Consider the following 16,059-nt stretch of genomic DNA (forward strand, 5'->3'; position numbering starts at 1 on the left):
CTCCCGGTCACCCCGGTGACCAGCCAGGGGCTGTCCTCGCGGGAGTCGGGGGCGTCGGGGTCGGCGCCGGCGGCCACCAGGACCTCGGCGACGGCGACGTGGTCGCCGAGCACCGCCAGCAGCAGGGGCGTACGGAGGTCCTCGTCGCGGGTCTCGGGAGCGGCGCCGGCGGCGAGCGCGGTACGCACCGCGTCCGTGTCCCCGGCCTTGGCGGCATCGAGCAGCAGTCGGTCGTGCGGGTTCATGACCCCATCCTGTCCGGCCCGCCGGGCCGGCCGGTCCCCCCGCCGTCCCTCCCTCCCCGCACACCCGGCGGACCCGCCCGTCATCCGATCGGACGACCCGCCCGGCCCCGGGATCCGCTACCGCCCACCTGATCGAATGCCTCCGCACGAGTCCCCAGTGGGCCGGGGTCAGGAGTTCCGGCCCTCGACCAGGGGGGTCAGGCCGTCGAGGAGGGTGCGCAGGCTGAGTTCGAAGAGGGCGTCCAGGCGCAGGTCGTAGCCGTCCTCGAAGGCTGCGACCACCTTGGTGAACGTGGGGAAGCGGCCGGACTCGGCCAGGTGGCGCAGGGCCGGGGCGCGGCTGTCCATCCACTGGTCCTCCGACTGGCCCGTGGCCGCCTCGGCCTGCGCCTCCCGTTCCAGGTGCACCGCCAGGCCCTGGATGTGGCTGTAGAGCAGCACGTGGACGTCGAACAGGGCGGTGGCGTCGAGGCCGTGACCGTCGAAGGCGCCCAGGACCCACTCCCCGTGCACCATCAGGTTGGGCACGAGCAGCGGACGGGTCAGGGAGCCGACCTGGGCCAGCCACGGATGCCTGCGGTACAGGCCCCACAGGGTGCGTGCGCCCAGCTCGACGCGCGAGCGCCAGTCCCCGGCGGTGTCGGGCGCGGGGTAGGCCGCCTCACCGAACGCGGCGTCGGCCATGTGCAGGACGAGGTCCTCCTTGCCCGGGACGTACCGGTACGTCGACATGGCCCCGACGCCCAGCCGGGCCGCGACCCCGCGCATGGTGAGGGCGGAGATCCCCTCGGCGTCGGCGATCTCCACACCGGCCCGGACGATCCGTTCGAGGCTCAGCCCCTGCTCGGGGTGCGCGCCGGGCGCCGGGGGCCGGCGCGGCGGCGCCGCGGGCGCGCTCCCGGCGACCACGGTGCCGATCCGCGGCCGGGCCTCCACGAGCCCCTCCTGCCGCAGGGCGGCCAGGGCCCTGGTGGCGGTGGCCAGCGCGACGCCCCATTCCGCGGCGATCCGCCGGGTCGAGGGGACCCGGTCGCCGGGGGCCAGGTCGCCGTCCGTGATGCGCCGCCGGATCGCCGCGGCGATGCGCAGGTAAGGCGGGTCACCGACCGCCGCTGTGGCCTTCGTCACGTCCTGCCGCCTCCCCTTGCTGTACTAGTACAGACGGTAGCAGCCGGGATGGTCCGACGAGGCACGTCTGCACTAGTACAGGCCTGGGGAAAGGTCGGTTGAGGGAGGGGCGCGTACGTCGTACGTTCTGCCGCGTACGTCGTACCGAGCAGTACTGGAGGGGTTGCCATGCAGACCGTACTCATCTCCGGCGGCGGGATAGCCGGTCCCGTCCTCGCCCACTGGCTGCGCCGCCACGGCTTCGCGCCCACCGTGGTCGAGCGCGCCCCGGGCCCGCGCCCCGGCGGCCAGGCCGTGGACGTGCGCGGCGTCGCGCTCGACGTCATGGAGCGGACGGGCCTGCTGGAGCGGGCCCGCCGGGTGCGCACCCGGATGCGCGGGATGTCCGTCCTCGCCCCCGACGGCCGCGAGGTGCACCGGTCCACCGAATCGACCTTCAGCAGCGGCCGGCTGGACGGCGAGGACATCGAGCTGCTGCGCGAGGACCTGGTGCGCATGGTGTACGAGCACACCCGCGCGGACGTCGAGTACGTCTTCGGCGACGGGGTGACCGCGCTGGAGGAGCACGGGACCGGGGTCCGGGTCGGCTTCGCGCACGGCGCCGCCCGCACGTTCGACCTCGTGGTCGGGGCCGACGGCCTGCACTCCACCGTGCGGCGCCTCGCCTTCGGCCCGGAGGCGGAGTTCGCCCACCCCCTCGGCAGCCACCTCGCGGTGTTCGGCGCGGAGAACTTCCTCGGCCTGGACGACTGGCAGGTGTGGCTCCAGGACGGGGAGTCGGGCTTCGGCATCATGCCCGTCCGCGACGGCGCCGAGCTGCGGATCGCCTTCGGCTTCGGGTCCGGCCCCCTCGCGGAAGGGCCCCAGGACGGCGAGGTCCTGCGCCGCGTCGTCGTGGAGCGGCTCGCCGCCCTGCGCTGGGAAGGGGCCCGCCTGGCCGAGGCCGCCCGGACGGCCCCCGACTTCTACTGCGACGCGATGGCCCAGATCCGCATGGACCGCTGGTCGCACGGTCGCGTGGTCCTCCTCGGGGACGCCGGATACTGCCCCTCCCCGCTGTCCGGACAGGGCACCAGCCTCGCCCTCGCCGGCGCCCACGTCCTGGCCGGCTCCCTGGCCCGGGCCGGCGGCGACCACCGCGCCGCGTACGCGGCCTACGAGCGGCGGATGCGCCCCTTCGTCGCCCTCAACCAGGCCCTGGCCACCGAGAACCCCGGCGGGCCCGCCTCGGAGGAATCCGTCGAGCACGCCAAGAACGCGCTCGCGCTGGACGGCTGACCGGATCCGGCCGCCCGCCCGGCGGCGTGGGAACCGGCGTGCGCGGCGTACGACCGTCTTTGCTGGGCACGTGACACCCGACGGGTGTACGGAGCCGGCGAAAGGAACGTGACGGGCATGCGCAGCGTAGGCGTGGAGGAGGAACTGCTGCTGGTCGACGCCACGACGGGCGAGCCGCTCGCCCTGTCGGCGGCGGTGATGTCGGCCGCCTCCCGCGAGGGCAACGGTACGCACCGCCCCGAGGAGGGGGCGCTGGAATCGGAGCTCAAGTGCGAGCAGGTGGAGTTCGCCACCCGTCCCGTCCTGCGGATGGGGGAGCTGGCCGAGGAGATCGTCCGCTGGCGTGCCGAGGCGGCTCGGCACGCCGCCGACGCCGGCGGGGCCCTCGCCGCGCTGGCGACCTCCCCGCTGCCGGTACGGCCGTCCACGATGCCCGGCGAGCGCTACCGCTGGGTCAGCCGGCAGTTCGGGCTGACCGCCCAGGAGCAGCTGACCTGCGGCTGCCACGTCCACGTCTCCGTCGCCTCGGACGACGAGGGCGTGGCCGTCCTCGACCGCATCCGCCCCTGGCTGCCGGTGCTGACCGCCCTCAGCGCCAACTCGCCGTTCTGGCAGGGCCAGGACAGCGCGTACGCCAGCTACCGCAGCCGGGTCTGGAACCGGCTCCCGTCCGCCGGGCCGACCGACGCCTTCGGGAGCGCGGAGCGCTACCACCAGCAGGTGCGCGACATGATCGCCACGGGCGTCCTGCGCGACGACGGCATGATCTACTTCGACGCCCGCCTCTCCGCCGGCTACCCCACGGTCGAGATCCGGGTGGCCGACGTCTGCCTCGAACCCGGGACCCCCGTCCTCCTCGCCGCCCTGGCCCGCGCCCTGGTGGAGACCGCCGCCCGCGAGTGGCGGGCCGGGCGGCCCCCGGCCCGCATCGGCGTCGGCCTGCTGCGGCTCGCCGCCTGGCGGGCCGCCAGGTCGGGCCTGGACGGGCCGCTGCTCGACCCCCGCAGCATGAGCCCGGCACCGCCCGAGGTGGTCCTCGACGTGCTGGTGGAGCACGTACGGGACGCGCTCGAGGACACCGGTGACCTGGAACGCGTCCGCGAGGGCCTGGCCGGCCTCCTGGAACGGGGCAACGGCGCCCGTGTCCAGCGCCGCCTCCTGCGCACCACCGGCGACCTGCGGGCCGTGGTCGCCGAGTGCGCCCGTCTCACGACCGCGTCGGCCGCGTAGGCCCGGTCTCGCGGACCGGGCCGGCCGCGGCGCGGACGCTCGCGGAGAGCGGGACGGCCACTTCCTCCAGCGGGCGCCGTTCGGCGTCCACCCCCCAGCGGAACGCGGTCAGTCCGCCCAGGACCATCAGCACGCCGCCGGCCGCGTACCCGGCGAACACCCGCCAGGGGTCGTGGCCGGCGCCGATGAGGGTGGCGAACAGCCACGGGGCCACGACACCGCCGAACAGCATGGACAGGGCGAAGAAGAAGGAGATGGCCTGGGCCCGCATCTCCACCGGGAAGACCTCGCTGACCGTCAGATAGGCGGAGGAGGCCGCCGCGGAGGCGATGAAGAAGATCACGCACCACAGGAGGGTCTGGGTGACCGCGCTCAGCAGCCCTTGGGCGAACAGCCAGCCGGTGACCAGGAGCAGGGTGCCGGAGAGGCAGTAGGTCGTGCCGATCATCCGGCGCCGGCCCAGGGTGTCGAAGTACCGGCCGAGCAGCAGCGGCCCGGCCAGGTTGCCCAGGGCGAAGGGGAAGATGAAGTACGCGACCGCGCCGCCGCGGACTCCGTAGAACTCGGCGAGGATCAGCGCGTAGGTGAAGAAGATCGCGTTGTAGAGGAACGACTGGGTCACCATCAGCATGAACCCCAGGACCGAGCGGCGCCGGTAGTCGCGGAAGAGGATCCGGGCGAGTTCCCGGTAGCCGACGGGCGGCCGTTGCCGGTACTCCACCGCCAGGCTGTCCGGGACGGGCTCCAGCCGGGCTCCGCCGCGCTCCACCGCCCGCTCGATCCCGGCGACGACCCGCTCGGCCTCCTCGGGCCTGCCGTGGGTGAGCAGCCAGCGGGGGCTCTCCGGGAGGTTGCGCCGCAGTCCCCAGATCGCCGCGCCGATCGCGGGCCCGACGAGCAGGCCGATGCGCCAGCCCGTGTCGAGCGCGAACAGGCCGGGGTCGAGGAAGATCAGGTTGGAGGCCGCGCCGATCATCGCGCCGAGCCAGTACGTGGAGTTGACGGCCAGGTCGGCGTGGCCGCGGTGGCGGCTGGGGATCAGCTCGTCGATGGCCGAGTTGAGCGCCGCGTACTCGCCGCCGATGCCGGTGCCGGCGATGAAGCGGGTGACGGCGAAGAAGGCGAAGGCGGGGGACAGCGCCGTCAGCGCGTTGCCCAGCAGGTAGATCCCGAGGGTGACGATGAACAGCCTGCGCCGGCCGAGCCGGTCGGCGAGCCGGCCGAAGACGAGGGCTCCGACGACCTCACCGAGCAGGTAGACGCTGGCCGTCAGCCCCACCTGGGAGGAGGAGAGCCCGAGCGTGTGCTGGTCCCTGAGCCGGTCGGCGATCGAACCGGCGATGGTGATCTCGATCCCGTCCAGTACCCAGGTGATGCCCAGGGCGGTCACCACGCGCCAGTGGAACCCGCTCCAGGGCAGCCGGTCCAGCCGCTGCGGCACGGTGCTGCGCACCGTACCGGCCCCGGCCGGCACCCCCTCCGCTCCCACCGCCATGGCAACCTCCCCGCAGTCCGCACGGCCCGCCGTGACCCCACCGTCACGGCGCCGAGACCCTGCGTGTGCCCCGGGCACCCGCCGTCAACCCTTCCGTCCCCCGTACGGCGCTGCCGCCACCCCCGGCAGCCGCGGATGCGGTCGGCCGGGAGGAGGGGGACGCTGGGAGGGGACGTACGCGTCCAGGTCCTTAAGGAGGACACCATGTCGATCGTCGACAAGCTCAAGGAAATGCTCGGTCAGAACCCGGACAAGGCCAAGCAGGCCGTGGAACGCGGGGGCGACATGATTGACGAGCGCACGGGCGGCAAGTACGCCGACAAGGTCGACATGGCCCAGGAGAAGGCCAACGAGTTCATCGACCGCGACCGGCCCCCGCAGTCCTGACCCCCAGGTCCTGACCCCAACTCCCAAAGAAATTCTGCAAAAATACTTTTGGAAAGCCTTCGCGGCGCCTAGCCTGCCGTCATGGTCAGCGACGAACAGCGGCGCGTCCTCGATCCCGAGCACGACGCCGCGGCCCTGAAGGCCCTCACCCACCCCCTGCGCATCCGACTCCTCGGCCTGCTCCGGCAGGACGGCCCCGCCACCGCCAGTGAACTCGCGGTCAGGACCGGGGAGTCGTCCGCGTCCACCAGCTACCACCTCCGCGTCCTGGCGAAGTACGCCTTCGTCGCGGAGGCCCGGCACCGCGACGGCAGGGAGCGCCGCTGGCGGGCGGCGCACGCGGCGACCGCGTGGAGCGGCGGCGCGATGGCGGCCACGGCGGAGAGCCGCGCCTACGTCGGGCTCTCGCGCCGGGTCCAGATCGAGCACCTGGAGGCCTCCCTCGCCCGGCACGAGGCCGACATGGCCGCCGGGCGGCTGGGGGAGGAGTGGGCGGGGGCGGCCGGGATCAGCGACCGGCTGCCGCGTCTGACCCCCGAGTCGCTCGGCGAACTCTGGGACGCGCTCCACCTCAAACTTGACGAACTGACCGCCCGTGACGCGGCGGACCCGCGTGCGGCGCAGGTCGTCCTCCTGACCGCCGGGCTGCCCCTGGCCCCGCACACCGCGGAGGCGGATCCCGGGTCGGACGCGCGGCCGGACAACGCCCTTCCCGACGCCGGGAGTTCCTCGTGACCAGGCCGCCGTCGGACGCGCCCGCCGCCGCCCTGCGCCGCTACGTCACCCTGTGCGTCCTCTTCTGGCTCCCGTCGGGCCTGGCCATCGCCCCCCTGATCCTGCTGTTCACCGGGCGCGGGCTGTCCATGGCGGCCATCGCCGGCCTGTTCGCCGTGCACTCGATCACCGCCGCGGCCCTGGAACTGCCCACCGGAGGCCTGTCCGACGTACTGGGACGCCGCGCCGTCCTGGCCGCCGCCGGCCTGCTGAACCTGGCCGCCCTGACCCTCCTGGCGCTCGGCACCACGCCCTGGCCGCTCGCGGCGGGCATGGTCCTCATGGGCACGGGCCGCGCCCTGTCCAGCGGGCCGGCCGAAGCCTGGTACGTCGACACCGTCCGGGCCCACCGCGGCCCCGGCGCCGACCTGCGCACCGGGTTGGCCCGCGGTTCCGCCGCGACCTCCGCCGCGCTCGCCGCCGGGACGCTGCTCGGCGGCGCCCTCCCGTGGCTGACCGGACTCGTCCCGGGCCTCGGGGCGCGGCTTCGCGAAGCCACCGCCGGGCTGGTGGTGCCCCTTTCCCTCCCGCTGCTCCTGGGCGCGGCCGTCGAGGTGGCCTTCGTGCTGTACGCCGTGGTGTCGCTGTCCGAACCGCCCCGGCCCGGGGCCACCCTGCGCCAGGTCCTGCGGGACGTGCCGGCCACCGTCACGGGCGGGCTGCGCCTGGGGGGCCGCGACGCGCTGGTCCGCCGGGTGTTCCTCGGCGCGGCGGCCGCCGGCGGCGCCGTGGCCACCCTCGAACTGCTCACCCCGCGCCGCGCCGCCGTCCTCACGGGCACCCCCGAGTCGGGGGCCGTGCTCTTCGCCGCGCTGGCCTGCGCCGGGTTCCTCTGCGCGGCCCTCGGCAGCCACCTCGCACCCCTCGCCGCCCGGCTCGCGGGCAGCGGCGAGCGCGCCGTCCTGCTGGGCCTCGGCACCGGCGCGGGCGGCGTGCTCCTGCTCGGCGCCACCTCGGCGGCCACCGGAGCCGTGGCCACGGTCCTGGCGGCCACCGGGTACGGCCTGGTCTACCTCGGGCTCGGGGCCGCGGGCCCGAGCGAGAACGAGGTCCTGCACCGCCGCGTCGCCGACCGCGGCAGGGCCACGGCCCTGTCCGTCCAGTCCCTCGCGGCGCAACTCGCCGGCGCCCTCGCCGGTCTGACCGTCGGACACCTGCCGCCGGGCCCGCTCCCCTGGCTGGTGGGCGCCGCCGTCCTCCTGACCGGAGCCCTCCTGTGGACCCGCCCCGCCGGCCGGCCCGCTCCCGCCGTCCAGGAGGAACCGTCCGCCGAACCGAGCGGCTCCCTCACCCGCCGGTAAACCGGTTCCGTGACGGTGTCCCCGGCCCTAGGGTGCGGACGTGGAGATCACCTTCGAGCGCTTCGAGCCGGCCCAGGCCCAGGAACTGGTCGAGTTCCTCTCCGGCGACACGTGGCCCTTCCACGGCACGGCCGCCGTGGATCCCGCGCAAGCCCGTCAGTGGATCGAGGAGGGCCGCTACGACGACGAGGACCACCGCTCCTTCTGGATCCGCCGGGGCGGCGAGCGGGCCGGACTCGTCCGGCTGACCGACCTGCGCGACCCCACCCCGCTGTTCGACCTGCGGATCCGTTCCCGGCACCGGGGACGGGGCCTCGGTACCGCGGCCGTGGCCTGGCTCACGGCCTACGTCTTCGACGGGTTCCCCGCCGTCCGGCGGATCGAGGCCGCAACGCGGCAGGACAACGCGGCCATGCGCCGCGCCCTCCTGCGCAACGGCTACGTGAAGGAGGCGCACCACCGCGACGCCTGGCCGACCCCCGACGGCGGGGTGCGCGACGCCGTCGGGTACGCGATCCTGCGCCGCGACTGGCTGGCCGGTACGACGACGGTCCCCGACTGGGACGACGAGCCCGCCGCCGGGGCCGGCTGAGGGCGGGGCGCCCGCGGCGCGGGGGCGGTTCCCGGCGCGGCGATGAGTTCCGGGGCCGCCTGCGGTCTATCCCTTGACGGAGACGACCGATCCACCGGGAGCACACCATGGGCCTCATCCACATCGAGATGTTCGCGACCCTCGACCTGGTCGGGCAGGCGCCCGGCGGTCCCGACGAGGACCCGGTGGGGTTCCCGTTCGGCGGCTGGCAGGCGCCCCTGGTCGACGAGGCCGCCGGGGCGCAGATCGCGGCCGCGTACGAGGGGACGGACGCCCTCCTGCTCGGCCGGCGGACCTACGAGATCTTCGCCGCCTACTGGCCGCACCAGAAGGGCGGCCCGGACGGCGGCATCGCCTCGCTGTTCAACGGCGTCCCCAAGTACGTGGCCTCGCGCGGCCGCCCCGACCTCTCCTGGGCCGGGTCCTCCCTGCTCGGCCCGGACCTCGCGGAGGCGGTGCGCGAGGTCCGGGAGCGGCACGAGCACGTGAAGGTGGTGGGCAGCTTGAACCTCGTGCAGACCCTCCTGCGGGAGCGGCTGTTCGACCGGCTCGACCTGTGGCTGCACCCGGTCGTGCTCGGCGTCGGGAAGAAGCTGTTCGACGGCGGCGAGGTGCCCGCCAACCTCACGCTCCTCCAGCCGCCGGAGGCGAGCGCCCGGGGGACCGTGTTCCTGCGGTACGCGCTCGCCGACGGCACGCCCGCCACCGGAGACATGAGCGCACCCGGCCGCGGCACCGGGAACGGGGGGCGCTGACGCGAGCGGACGGGCGCGCCGGGGCGGCCGGATGCGGGCGATGGTGATCGATTGCTATAGCGTGCCCACGTCAAAACGACGTAAAGTCCGATCACCGAGGGAATCCCGTATGACCTATCCGCCGCAGCAGGGCCCCGGCCCCTACGGCCAGCCCGGCCCGTACGCACAGCAGCCGCAGGGCTACCCGCCCCAGCCGGGGTACGCGTACCCGCCGCAGCAGGCCCAGCCGCCCTACGGCGGGGCGCCGCAGCAGCAGATGTACCCGAACCAGCCCGGGATGCCCATGCAGCCGCCGCCCCCGCAGCAGTGGGCCGCCCCGCCCGCCCCGCCCGCCCGCAGCGGTGGAGTCGGCGTCATGAAGATCCTCAAGGGCATCGGCATCGTGGTCGTCCTCATCGCGGCCGCGGTGGGCTACTTCCTCAGCCAGGACGACGCCGACCACGCCAAGGCGGGCGACTGCCTGAAGAACAACGGCACCACGGCGGCGAGCCTGGACCTCGAGGTGGTGGACTGCGGGAGCACCGGCGCCGCCTACAAGGTGGTCGAGGTGATATCCGGCACGCTGGACACCAACCGCTGCGCGGGCAAGTCGGACCTGGGCTACTACGAGCAGACCCGGGGCGGCCGGCGCAGCTCGGGCAAGCAGTTCGTGCTCTGCCTGAACCAGGTCAAGAAGTAACCCGGCCGCCGGATCCGGTGCCCGCCGTTCCGGGCGCCGGCTCCCCGGTCCGCCAGGCGGCCATCTGCTCGCGGAACTTCGGACATCGCACGATGTCCTCCTCCCCGCACCTGAGCGCGTGCGTCAGCAGCTGGTGCGCGTGTTCGAGGTCGACCATCCGCTGCTCGACCTCGCCGATCTTCGCGCGGATCATCGCCTCCCTGCGCGACTGCTCCTGCTGGAACTCCGCGATCTCGACCAGGGTCAGCCCGGCCTGCTGGCACGTGCGCAGCACCGTGATCCGCTCGGCGGCCTCCGCGGGATAGCGCCGCTGCCCGCTCTGGCGCTCGGGCGCGGGCAGCAGGCCGTGCCGCTCCCAGTACCGGATGGCCGAAGCCGGCACCCCGGTGAGCTCCGAGAGCCGGCCGATCGTCATGAGCACGGTCCGCACCTCCTGTTCCCCGCCCGGCCGGTCGGGCGGCTTGACTTGAACCTTAGTTCAAGTTGAAGAGTGGTCCGCACGAGGACGGCGGCGGACGAGCCGCCGTCGACGAGGCAGGGAGATGCCCTCATGAACGACGCGTACGTACGCGACGAGCGGGCCGGCCGGCTGGTCGAGGCCACGGAGCAGCTGTTCGCCGCCGGGGTGATGTCCCACTCCGGACACGCCAACCTCAGCGCCCGGCTCGACGGGGAGCGCATGCTGCTGACGCCCGGGCACGTCCGGGGCCTGCGGGCCGGACAGCTCGCGACCGTCGGTTTCGACGGGCAGGTCCTCGACGGCGCGCTCAAGTCCGTCAGCGCCGAGATCATCGCCATGCACACCGCCGTCTACCGGGCCCGGCCCGGCGTCGGCACGGTCATCCACACCCACTCGCCCTCAGCGACCGCCTTCGCCCTGGCCCACCGGCCGCTGCCCTGCCGCACCGAGCCGATGCTGCGCTTCGGGCAGGCCGAGGACGTCCCCGTGGTCCCCTGGGGCCCGCGCGGATCGGACGTCTCGGTGCGCGGCATCGCCGAGGTGCTCCGCCGGCGCCCGACCACCTCCGCGGTCCTGCTGGCCAACCACGGCCTCCTGGTGTTCGGCCCCGACCCGGAGGCCACCGCGCACCTGGTGGTGGCCATCGAGGAGAGCGCCGAAGCCGAGCTCGCCGCCGCCGCCATCGGCGGGGCCGTGGACTTCCCGCCCGGGGCCCAGGAGGATGTGCGCGCCGCGATCGCCAAGGCCGCACGATGACCGGCGACGCCGTCTCGTCCGCCGCGCGCACCGAGGCCGTGCGCGAGCGCTACCGCTCCACCCTCGGCGCCGTTCCCGCCGGTGTCCAGGAGCGGCTCAGGCTGGCCGAGGAGTCCGGCCGGCTGGCGACCGAGGAGGCGCTCGCCGCGCTGCGCCACATCGTGCTGACGGACAGTCCGCTGGGTGCGCGGGTGCAACAGCTGGTCCACTTCGGGCAGTTGCTGGCCCTCGGCCACGCCGGGCCCGCCCTGATCCACGCCCGGGGCGCGCTCCACGCGGGAGCGGCGATCGCCGATCTGGTCGGCGTCGCCGAGACCGCGCTCATCACCGCGGGCGTCCCGGCGTACGCACTCGGCACCGAGATCGTCGCCGGACTCCTGCCGCCCGCGTGCGACGGCGAACGGCTGCCGCCGACGCCTCCGGAGGGCGCCCCGGTCCCGCACTGAACCGGAGCGCACCCGCAAACGCGACCGGAACGCACCCGGAATCAGCCCTACCGCTTCATCGGCCCGAGGAGTCTCCCGCACCGTCCGCGCCGCAGCCGCGGAGCGTGGCGCGGGTGCGGCCGCCCGCGCCGGGGTCCGGCGGGGCGCCGGGCTTCGGCCACGCGCGCCCCGGTGCCGCGGACGGGGACGTTCCTACCGCCCGGTTGCCGGGCACCCGCTTGGTGCCCGTCGACCACCAGGCTAGGAGAGCCCCCGATGACCAAGGTCCTCGTCCTGCACAGCGTCAGCCTCGTGAGGTCGGCGCTCGCCGCCCTGCTCAGATCCGAGGGCGGCTTCGACGTGACCTGCGCGGGCTGGCGGTCCGCCGCCCGCGAGGCGGAGTCCTTACGGCCGGACGTGACCGTCGTCGACCTCGACTGTCCGGGCGCCTCGGCCACCCTGGGGCTTGCGGGAAGCACCGTCCGCCCGCTCGCCGATCCGGCCGCCCCGCTGCTGGTGCTCGCCACCTCGGGGGCGCCCGGCGCGCTGCACCGCGGGGTGCGGGCCGAGGCCCGCGGCTACGTGGACAAGGACGGATCCCCCGGCAGGCTGGTGCGGGCCGTCCGCAAGGTCGCCGCCGGGGAGCGGTTCGTCGACCCCTCCCTGGCCTCGGCCCTGCTGGAGTCGGAGCCGATGCCGCTCAGCCCGCGCGAACTGAGCGTGCTGGCCCGGGCCGCGGAAGGCGACTCCATCGCGGAGATCGCGCACGCCCTGCACCTGGCCAGCGGCACCGTCCGCAACTACATGGCCGCCGTGACCCGCAAGACCGGCGCCCGCAACCGGGTCGACGCCATCCGGATCTCCCGGAAGGCCGGCTGGGTCTGAGACCGGCCCCCCGAGCCGCCCCCCCTCACACCCGGGCGTCCCAGACCCCCACCAGCTCCCGGTACAGGGCGGACCTGGCCGGGAGGTCGGCGTGCGTACCGACGACCGCACGGCTCCCGTCGAGCACCAGGACCCGGTCGGCCCGGGCCGCGGAGGAGATGCGGTGGGCCACCACGACCAGCGTGCCGGGCCGGTCGGCGAGGGCCCGCTCGGCGCGTTCCTCGGCCGCTGGGTCGAGGTGGCAGGTGGCCTCGTCCAGCAGCAGCAGCGGGGCGGGGGAGAGGTGGGCGGCCACGAGGGCCAGCCGCTGCCGCTCACCCTGGGAGAGCGCCGCCGGGTCGACGGGCCCGTCCGGCCCGCCCAGCCGGTCCACCAGGGTCTGCGCCCCGAGGGCCGCGACGGCCCGCTCCACCTGTGCCCCGGGTACCGGCCCGGGGCACAGGTGGGTGAGGTTCTCGCGGACGGAGCCCGTGAACACGTGGGCCTGCTGCGGCAGCAGGGTCCGCCGTGGATCGGGGCCGTGGGCGGGGCCGGGGCGGCGGGCCGGGGAACCGGCCAGCAGCACGGTCCCGCCGCCCGGCGCGAGGAGGCCGGCCAGCAGGGCGGTGAGCGTGGACTTGCCGATGCCGCTCGGGCCCACGACGGCCAGGTGCTCCCCCTCGTACAGGTCCAGGTCGAGCCCGTCGAGCACCGGCTGGGCGTGGACGCCGTACGCGAACCGCACCCCGCGCAGCTCGGCCGCGAGCCGCCGGCCGCCGTGCCGGGAGGGCGTGCCGGGCGTCGAGGGGCCCGGCCGCCCGGGCGCGGGTACCGCCCCACGCGGCTCCCCGCCGGTCGGCGGCGCACCGGCGGGGGCCGGTCGCGGTGGCGGTGTTCCCACGGCCGGCCCCCGCTGCGGCGGACAGAAGCGGTCCAGGACCACCAGGAGCCGGGTGCCCGACGACCCGAGCGCCCCCATGAGCGCGTCGAGCGCCGGGAGCAGGGACTGCACCAGATAGGTGAGCGCGGCGGCCAGCGCCCCCGCGCTCAGCCCGCGCCCGAGCAGCCAGGGCGCGCCCAGGAGCAGCGCGACGACCGGCAGCCGGCCCGCGACGCCCAGCGCCAGCGTGCGCAGGGCGGCCCACCGTGAGAGCAGCCGGGTCAGCCGCTCCTGCGCGGCGATCAGCTCCCGCGGCCCGGCCCCGGCCCGCGCACCGCCCCCGCAGGCGACCACGTCGCGCAGGCCGGCCGCCAGTTCACCGGTCCGCGCGGCCAGCGCCTCGTCGGTGTCGAGCGCCTCCCGCTGCACCCGGGCGACGGGACGGAGCGTCAGCAGGAAGCCGGCCGTCCCCAGGAGCAGCGGCGGCAGCACGAACAGCAGCAGGACGGGCGCCAGCGCCGCCAGCCCGGCCAGGGCCCCGGCCGCGGTGAAGACGAACGACCGGGCGACGAGCACCAGCCCCGCGAAGGAGTCGCGGGCCATCTCGGTCTGCTGCGCCAGCCGCGACACCGCCCCGTCCCGGCCGGCCCGCGCCGGATCGGCGACCGCCCGCTCCAGGGCCTGGCGCACGGCCCGCCGCACCAGTCCGTCGCGCAGCGGTTCCACCAGGTCCGCGAGCCCGCCGAAGACCCCCCGCAGGGCGAGTCCGCCGAGGACGGCGCCGGCCCCGGCCACCGCCAGCCAGGCGGCGGCGGTGCCGGGGCGGGCGGCGAGGAAGCCGTCGTCGAGGGCGCGCGCCACCGCGTACCCGCCGAGGAAGGTGTGGGCGGACTCCAGCAGCGACCACAGGGCGAGGGTGCGCAGCGTCCGGGTCCGGCCGCGCAGGAAGCGGCGCCCCTCGCCGCCCACCCGCCGCCAGGCGCCGGCGCCGTCCCCGCTCACCGGCCGTCCCCGTCCGCGTCCGGCCCGTCGCCGCCGGAGCCGTCCCCGTCTCCGTCCCCGTTCCCGTTCCCGTCCCAGCCGAACAGCGCCCGGTAGCCGGGCTCGCGCCACAGCTCCGCGTGCGTCCCGGTGGCCCGGACCGCGCCGTCCTCCAGCCAGACGACGAGGTCGGCGCGGGCGGCCGTGGCGGCGCGGTGGGTCACCACGAGGCGGGTGCCGGCCCGTACCCCGTGCGCCAGGGCGTGCTCCACCTCGCGGGCGGTGACGGTGTCCAGGCCGGAGGTGGCGTCGTCCAGCACGAGCACCCGTCCCGCACCGCAGAACGCCCGCGCCAGGCCGAGGCGTTGCAGCTCCCCGCCCGACAGCGGCGCCTCGTCGAGCGGGGTGCGGTACCCCTCGGGCAGGCGGCGCACGAAGGCGTCGGCCTGCGCCGCCCGGGCCGCCGCGCGTACGGCGTCCGCGCCGGGCTCGGGCCGGGTCCCGAACGCGACGGCCGCGCCGACGCTCTCCCCGAACAGCGCCGGCCGTGCGAAGGCGTGGCCGACCTCGCGGCGCAGCGACCGGGCGGAGAGCTCCTCCAGCGGGACGCCGTCCAGCAGCACCCGGCCGCCGTCGCAGCCGGTGAGCCGTCCGGCGGCGGCGGCCAGCAGGCTCTTGCCGGAGCCCGAGCGGCCCACGACCGCGGTGGTGGTGCCGCCCGGGAGGCACAGGTCCACGTCCCTCAGGACGGTCCGCCCGGCCCGCTCGACGCGGACCGCGCGCAGCTCCAGCGTGCCGGGGCCGTCGGCGGTGTACTCGCGTGTCCCCTGCGGGAGTCCGGGCAGAGCGAGGAGGGCGGCCGTGCGGCGTGCGGCGGCCCGGCCGCGCACCACCGCGGCGAGCCGGCCCGTGACGGCCCCGGCACCGGCGGCGAGCCCGGCGTAGCGGACGGCGGCGAGCAGGCCGCCGACGCCGAGCGCCCCGGCGGCCAGGCGCATCCCGGCCACGCCGAGGACCACGTACAGCAGGAGCGGCATCAGGGCGCTGGTCCGGGCCATGGTGCCCCCGTAGATCCGCCACGTCTCCCGCCCCTCGCGGCCCAGTTCGGGCAGCGGGGCGAGGACGCGGGCGGCCTCCTGCCGCAGGGTGCCGGCCGCGGCGATGGTGCGGGCGCCGGCCAGGGCCTCGGCCAGCCGTCCGGCGAGCGCGAGCTGGACCCGCTGGTAGCGCCCCACACTGGCGCCCGACGCGCGGGCGAAGGCCCGCAGCAGCACCACCAGTACGGGCACCCCCGCCAGGAAGGCGAGGCCGGTCCACACGTCGACGAGGAACAGGGCGGTGAGCCCCCCGACGGGCGGCAGCAGCGCCGTGACGGCCGTCGCCGCGGCCGCCGGGACGGTTCCCGCACCGGCGGCGTGGGCCGTGAGCCGGGCGGAGAGTTCGCCCGGGGAGTGCCGGGCCGCGTGGTGCGGTGCGGTGCGCAGCAGCGCGGTCAGTGCACGCCGGCGCAGCCACGCCGTGGACCGGGCGTCGACGCCGCCGGTGAGCCGGACGGTCGCCGCGTCCAGCAGCACCTCGGCGGCGGTCAGCGCCGCGCAGGCCAGGGCCCACCCGGTCCCCGAGGGGTCGCGGCGCAGCAGCAGGTCCAGGGTGTGGCCGAGTACGGCCGGTTCGGCGAGCGCCGCGCACGCGGCGGCCAGCGAGCAGCCGGCCACGGCGGCGGTGCGGCCGGCGCTGTGCCGGGCGGCCGCCCTCAGCGCCCGGTCGGCGGCCTCGGCCGTCGCCGTCTCACCGGGGACGTCGGGCGGGGTCATCGGCAGCGGCTCCTC

At 76.0% G+C, this 16,059-nt stretch carries 17 protein-coding genes; 11 read left to right on the top strand and 6 right to left on the bottom strand.

What is annotated here, in order from left to right; all coding sequences use genetic code 11:
- Together ACFVXK_RS17240 and ACFVXK_RS17245 are read right to left on the bottom strand one after the other, a co-directional pair.
- A partial coding sequence (locus ACFVXK_RS17240; protein WP_389612478.1) for an ankyrin repeat domain-containing protein occupies positions 1-245 on the bottom strand: 245 nt, incomplete at its 3' end.
- Between the two features lie 168 nt (positions 246-413).
- Entirely contained in the window at positions 414-1,373 is a 960-nt protein-coding gene (locus tag ACFVXK_RS17245; RefSeq protein WP_389612480.1) for a TetR/AcrR family transcriptional regulator C-terminal domain-containing protein, read from the bottom strand.
- 168 nt (positions 1,374-1,541) lie between these two features.
- Here ACFVXK_RS17245 and ACFVXK_RS17250 point away from each other — a divergent pair, with 168 nt between their 5' ends.
- Together ACFVXK_RS17250 and ACFVXK_RS17255 are read left to right on the top strand one after the other, a co-directional pair.
- On the top strand, positions 1,542-2,651 hold the full coding sequence (locus ACFVXK_RS17250; RefSeq protein WP_389612481.1) for an FAD-dependent monooxygenase: 1,110 nt from the start codon (positions 1,542-1,544) through the stop codon (positions 2,649-2,651).
- Between the two features lie 117 nt (positions 2,652-2,768).
- Positions 2,769-3,881 carry a glutamate--cysteine ligase gene (locus ACFVXK_RS17255; RefSeq protein ID WP_389612483.1) on the top strand — a complete coding sequence of 371 codons (1,113 nt, stop codon included), beginning with the start codon at positions 2,769-2,771 and terminating at the stop codon, positions 3,879-3,881.
- Here the strand turns inward: ACFVXK_RS17255 and ACFVXK_RS17260 are convergent.
- The gene (locus ACFVXK_RS17260) at positions 3,859-5,376 is read right to left on the bottom strand and encodes an MFS transporter (protein ID WP_389612485.1); all 1,518 of its coding nucleotides are present in this window, start codon (positions 5,374-5,376) and stop codon (positions 3,859-3,861) included. The two genes, ACFVXK_RS17255 and ACFVXK_RS17260, sit on opposite strands and share 23 nt — an antisense overlap.
- 204 nt (positions 5,377-5,580) lie before the next feature.
- Here ACFVXK_RS17260 and ACFVXK_RS17265 point away from each other — a divergent pair, with 204 nt between their 5' ends.
- The 6 genes from ACFVXK_RS17265 (at position 5,581) to ACFVXK_RS17290 (ending at position 9,864) form a co-directional block, all read left to right on the top strand.
- Positions 5,581-5,763, top strand: a complete 183-nt coding sequence (locus ACFVXK_RS17265; protein ID WP_389612487.1) for an antitoxin — start codon at positions 5,581-5,583, stop codon at positions 5,761-5,763.
- An 81-nt stretch (positions 5,764-5,844) separates the two neighbouring features.
- Entirely contained in the window at positions 5,845-6,498 is a 654-nt protein-coding gene (locus ACFVXK_RS17270; RefSeq protein WP_389612489.1) for an ArsR/SmtB family transcription factor, read from the top strand.
- Positions 6,495-7,838, top strand: coding sequence for an MFS transporter (locus ACFVXK_RS17275; protein WP_389612492.1), 1,344 nt, complete (start codon positions 6,495-6,497; stop codon positions 7,836-7,838). Before ACFVXK_RS17270 ends, ACFVXK_RS17275 begins: the two co-directional genes overlap by 4 nt.
- Before the next feature lie 40 nt (positions 7,839-7,878).
- The gene (locus ACFVXK_RS17280) at positions 7,879-8,430 is read left to right on the top strand and encodes a GNAT family N-acetyltransferase (protein ID WP_389612494.1); all 552 of its coding nucleotides are present in this window, start codon (positions 7,879-7,881) and stop codon (positions 8,428-8,430) included.
- A 107-nt stretch (positions 8,431-8,537) separates the two neighbouring features.
- Positions 8,538-9,185, top strand: a complete 648-nt coding sequence (locus ACFVXK_RS17285) for a dihydrofolate reductase family protein (protein WP_389612496.1) — start codon at positions 8,538-8,540, stop codon at positions 9,183-9,185.
- Positions 9,186-9,294: 109 nt separating this feature from the next.
- Positions 9,295-9,864: a hypothetical protein gene (locus tag ACFVXK_RS17290; protein ID WP_389612498.1), complete on the top strand. Its 570-nt coding sequence runs from the start codon at positions 9,295-9,297 to the stop codon at positions 9,862-9,864.
- Here the strand turns inward: ACFVXK_RS17290 and ACFVXK_RS17295 are convergent.
- A complete protein-coding gene (locus ACFVXK_RS17295) occupies positions 9,854-10,279 on the bottom strand; it encodes a MerR family transcriptional regulator (RefSeq protein ID WP_389612534.1) in 426 nt (141 codons plus the stop codon). The two genes, ACFVXK_RS17290 and ACFVXK_RS17295, sit on opposite strands and share 11 nt — an antisense overlap.
- Positions 10,280-10,414: 135 nt before the next feature.
- Here ACFVXK_RS17295 and ACFVXK_RS17300 point away from each other — a divergent pair, with 135 nt between their 5' ends.
- From ACFVXK_RS17300 to ACFVXK_RS17310, 3 genes are all read left to right on the top strand, one after another.
- Positions 10,415-11,080, top strand: a complete 666-nt coding sequence (locus ACFVXK_RS17300) for a class II aldolase/adducin family protein (protein ID WP_389612500.1) — start codon at positions 10,415-10,417, stop codon at positions 11,078-11,080.
- Entirely contained in the window at positions 11,077-11,526 is a 450-nt protein-coding gene (locus tag ACFVXK_RS17305; protein WP_389612502.1) for a carboxymuconolactone decarboxylase family protein, read from the top strand. The genes ACFVXK_RS17300 and ACFVXK_RS17305 overlap by 4 nt, the downstream gene beginning before the upstream one ends.
- 255 nt (positions 11,527-11,781) lie before the next feature.
- Positions 11,782-12,390 carry a response regulator transcription factor gene (locus ACFVXK_RS17310; protein ID WP_389612505.1) on the top strand — a complete coding sequence of 203 codons (609 nt, stop codon included), beginning with the start codon at positions 11,782-11,784 and terminating at the stop codon, positions 12,388-12,390.
- A gap of 25 nt (positions 12,391-12,415) precedes the next feature.
- Here the strand turns inward: ACFVXK_RS17310 and ACFVXK_RS17315 are convergent, their stop codons facing one another.
- Entirely contained in the window at positions 12,416-14,251 is a 1,836-nt protein-coding gene (locus ACFVXK_RS17315) for an ATP-binding cassette domain-containing protein (protein ID WP_389612507.1), read from the bottom strand.
- Positions 14,248-16,044 (bottom strand): ATP-binding cassette domain-containing protein, encoded by a 1,797-nt coding sequence (locus ACFVXK_RS17320; RefSeq protein WP_389612509.1) that lies wholly within the window; start codon positions 16,042-16,044, stop codon positions 14,248-14,250. Before ACFVXK_RS17320 ends, ACFVXK_RS17315 begins: the two co-directional genes overlap by 4 nt.
- Positions 16,045-16,059: the final 15 nt, after the last annotated feature.

The organism is Streptomyces sp. NPDC058157 (assembly GCF_042884105.1).
In the GTDB taxonomy this organism is placed as follows: Bacteria; Actinomycetota; Actinomycetes; order Streptomycetales; family Streptomycetaceae; genus Streptomyces.

Excerpts from the sequence above, each read along its gene's own strand:
- ACFVXK_RS17250 (WP_389612481.1), top strand. The coding sequence starts at position 1,542 with ATGCAGACCGTACTCATCTCCGGCGGCGGGATAGCCGGTCCCGTCCTC.
- ACFVXK_RS17255 (WP_389612483.1), top strand. The coding sequence starts at position 2,769 with ATGCGCAGCGTAGGCGTGGAGGAGGAACTGCTGCTGGTCGACGCCACG.
- ACFVXK_RS17260 (WP_389612485.1), bottom strand. The coding sequence starts at position 5,376 with ATGGCGGTGGGAGCGGAGGGGGTGCCGGCCGGGGCCGGTACGGTGCGC.
- ACFVXK_RS17265 (WP_389612487.1), top strand. The coding sequence starts at position 5,581 with ATGTCGATCGTCGACAAGCTCAAGGAAATGCTCGGTCAGAACCCGGAC.
- ACFVXK_RS17270 (WP_389612489.1), top strand. The coding sequence starts at position 5,845 with ATGGTCAGCGACGAACAGCGGCGCGTCCTCGATCCCGAGCACGACGCC.
- ACFVXK_RS17285 (WP_389612496.1), top strand. The coding sequence starts at position 8,538 with ATGGGCCTCATCCACATCGAGATGTTCGCGACCCTCGACCTGGTCGGG.
- ACFVXK_RS17290 (WP_389612498.1), top strand. The coding sequence starts at position 9,295 with ATGACCTATCCGCCGCAGCAGGGCCCCGGCCCCTACGGCCAGCCCGGC.
- ACFVXK_RS17295 (WP_389612534.1), bottom strand. The coding sequence starts at position 10,279 with ATGACGATCGGCCGGCTCTCGGAGCTCACCGGGGTGCCGGCTTCGGCC.
- ACFVXK_RS17300 (WP_389612500.1), top strand. The coding sequence starts at position 10,415 with ATGAACGACGCGTACGTACGCGACGAGCGGGCCGGCCGGCTGGTCGAG.
- ACFVXK_RS17305 (WP_389612502.1), top strand. The coding sequence starts at position 11,077 with ATGACCGGCGACGCCGTCTCGTCCGCCGCGCGCACCGAGGCCGTGCGC.
- ACFVXK_RS17310 (WP_389612505.1), top strand. The coding sequence starts at position 11,782 with ATGACCAAGGTCCTCGTCCTGCACAGCGTCAGCCTCGTGAGGTCGGCG.
- ACFVXK_RS17320 (WP_389612509.1), bottom strand. The coding sequence starts at position 16,044 with ATGACCCCGCCCGACGTCCCCGGTGAGACGGCGACGGCCGAGGCCGCC.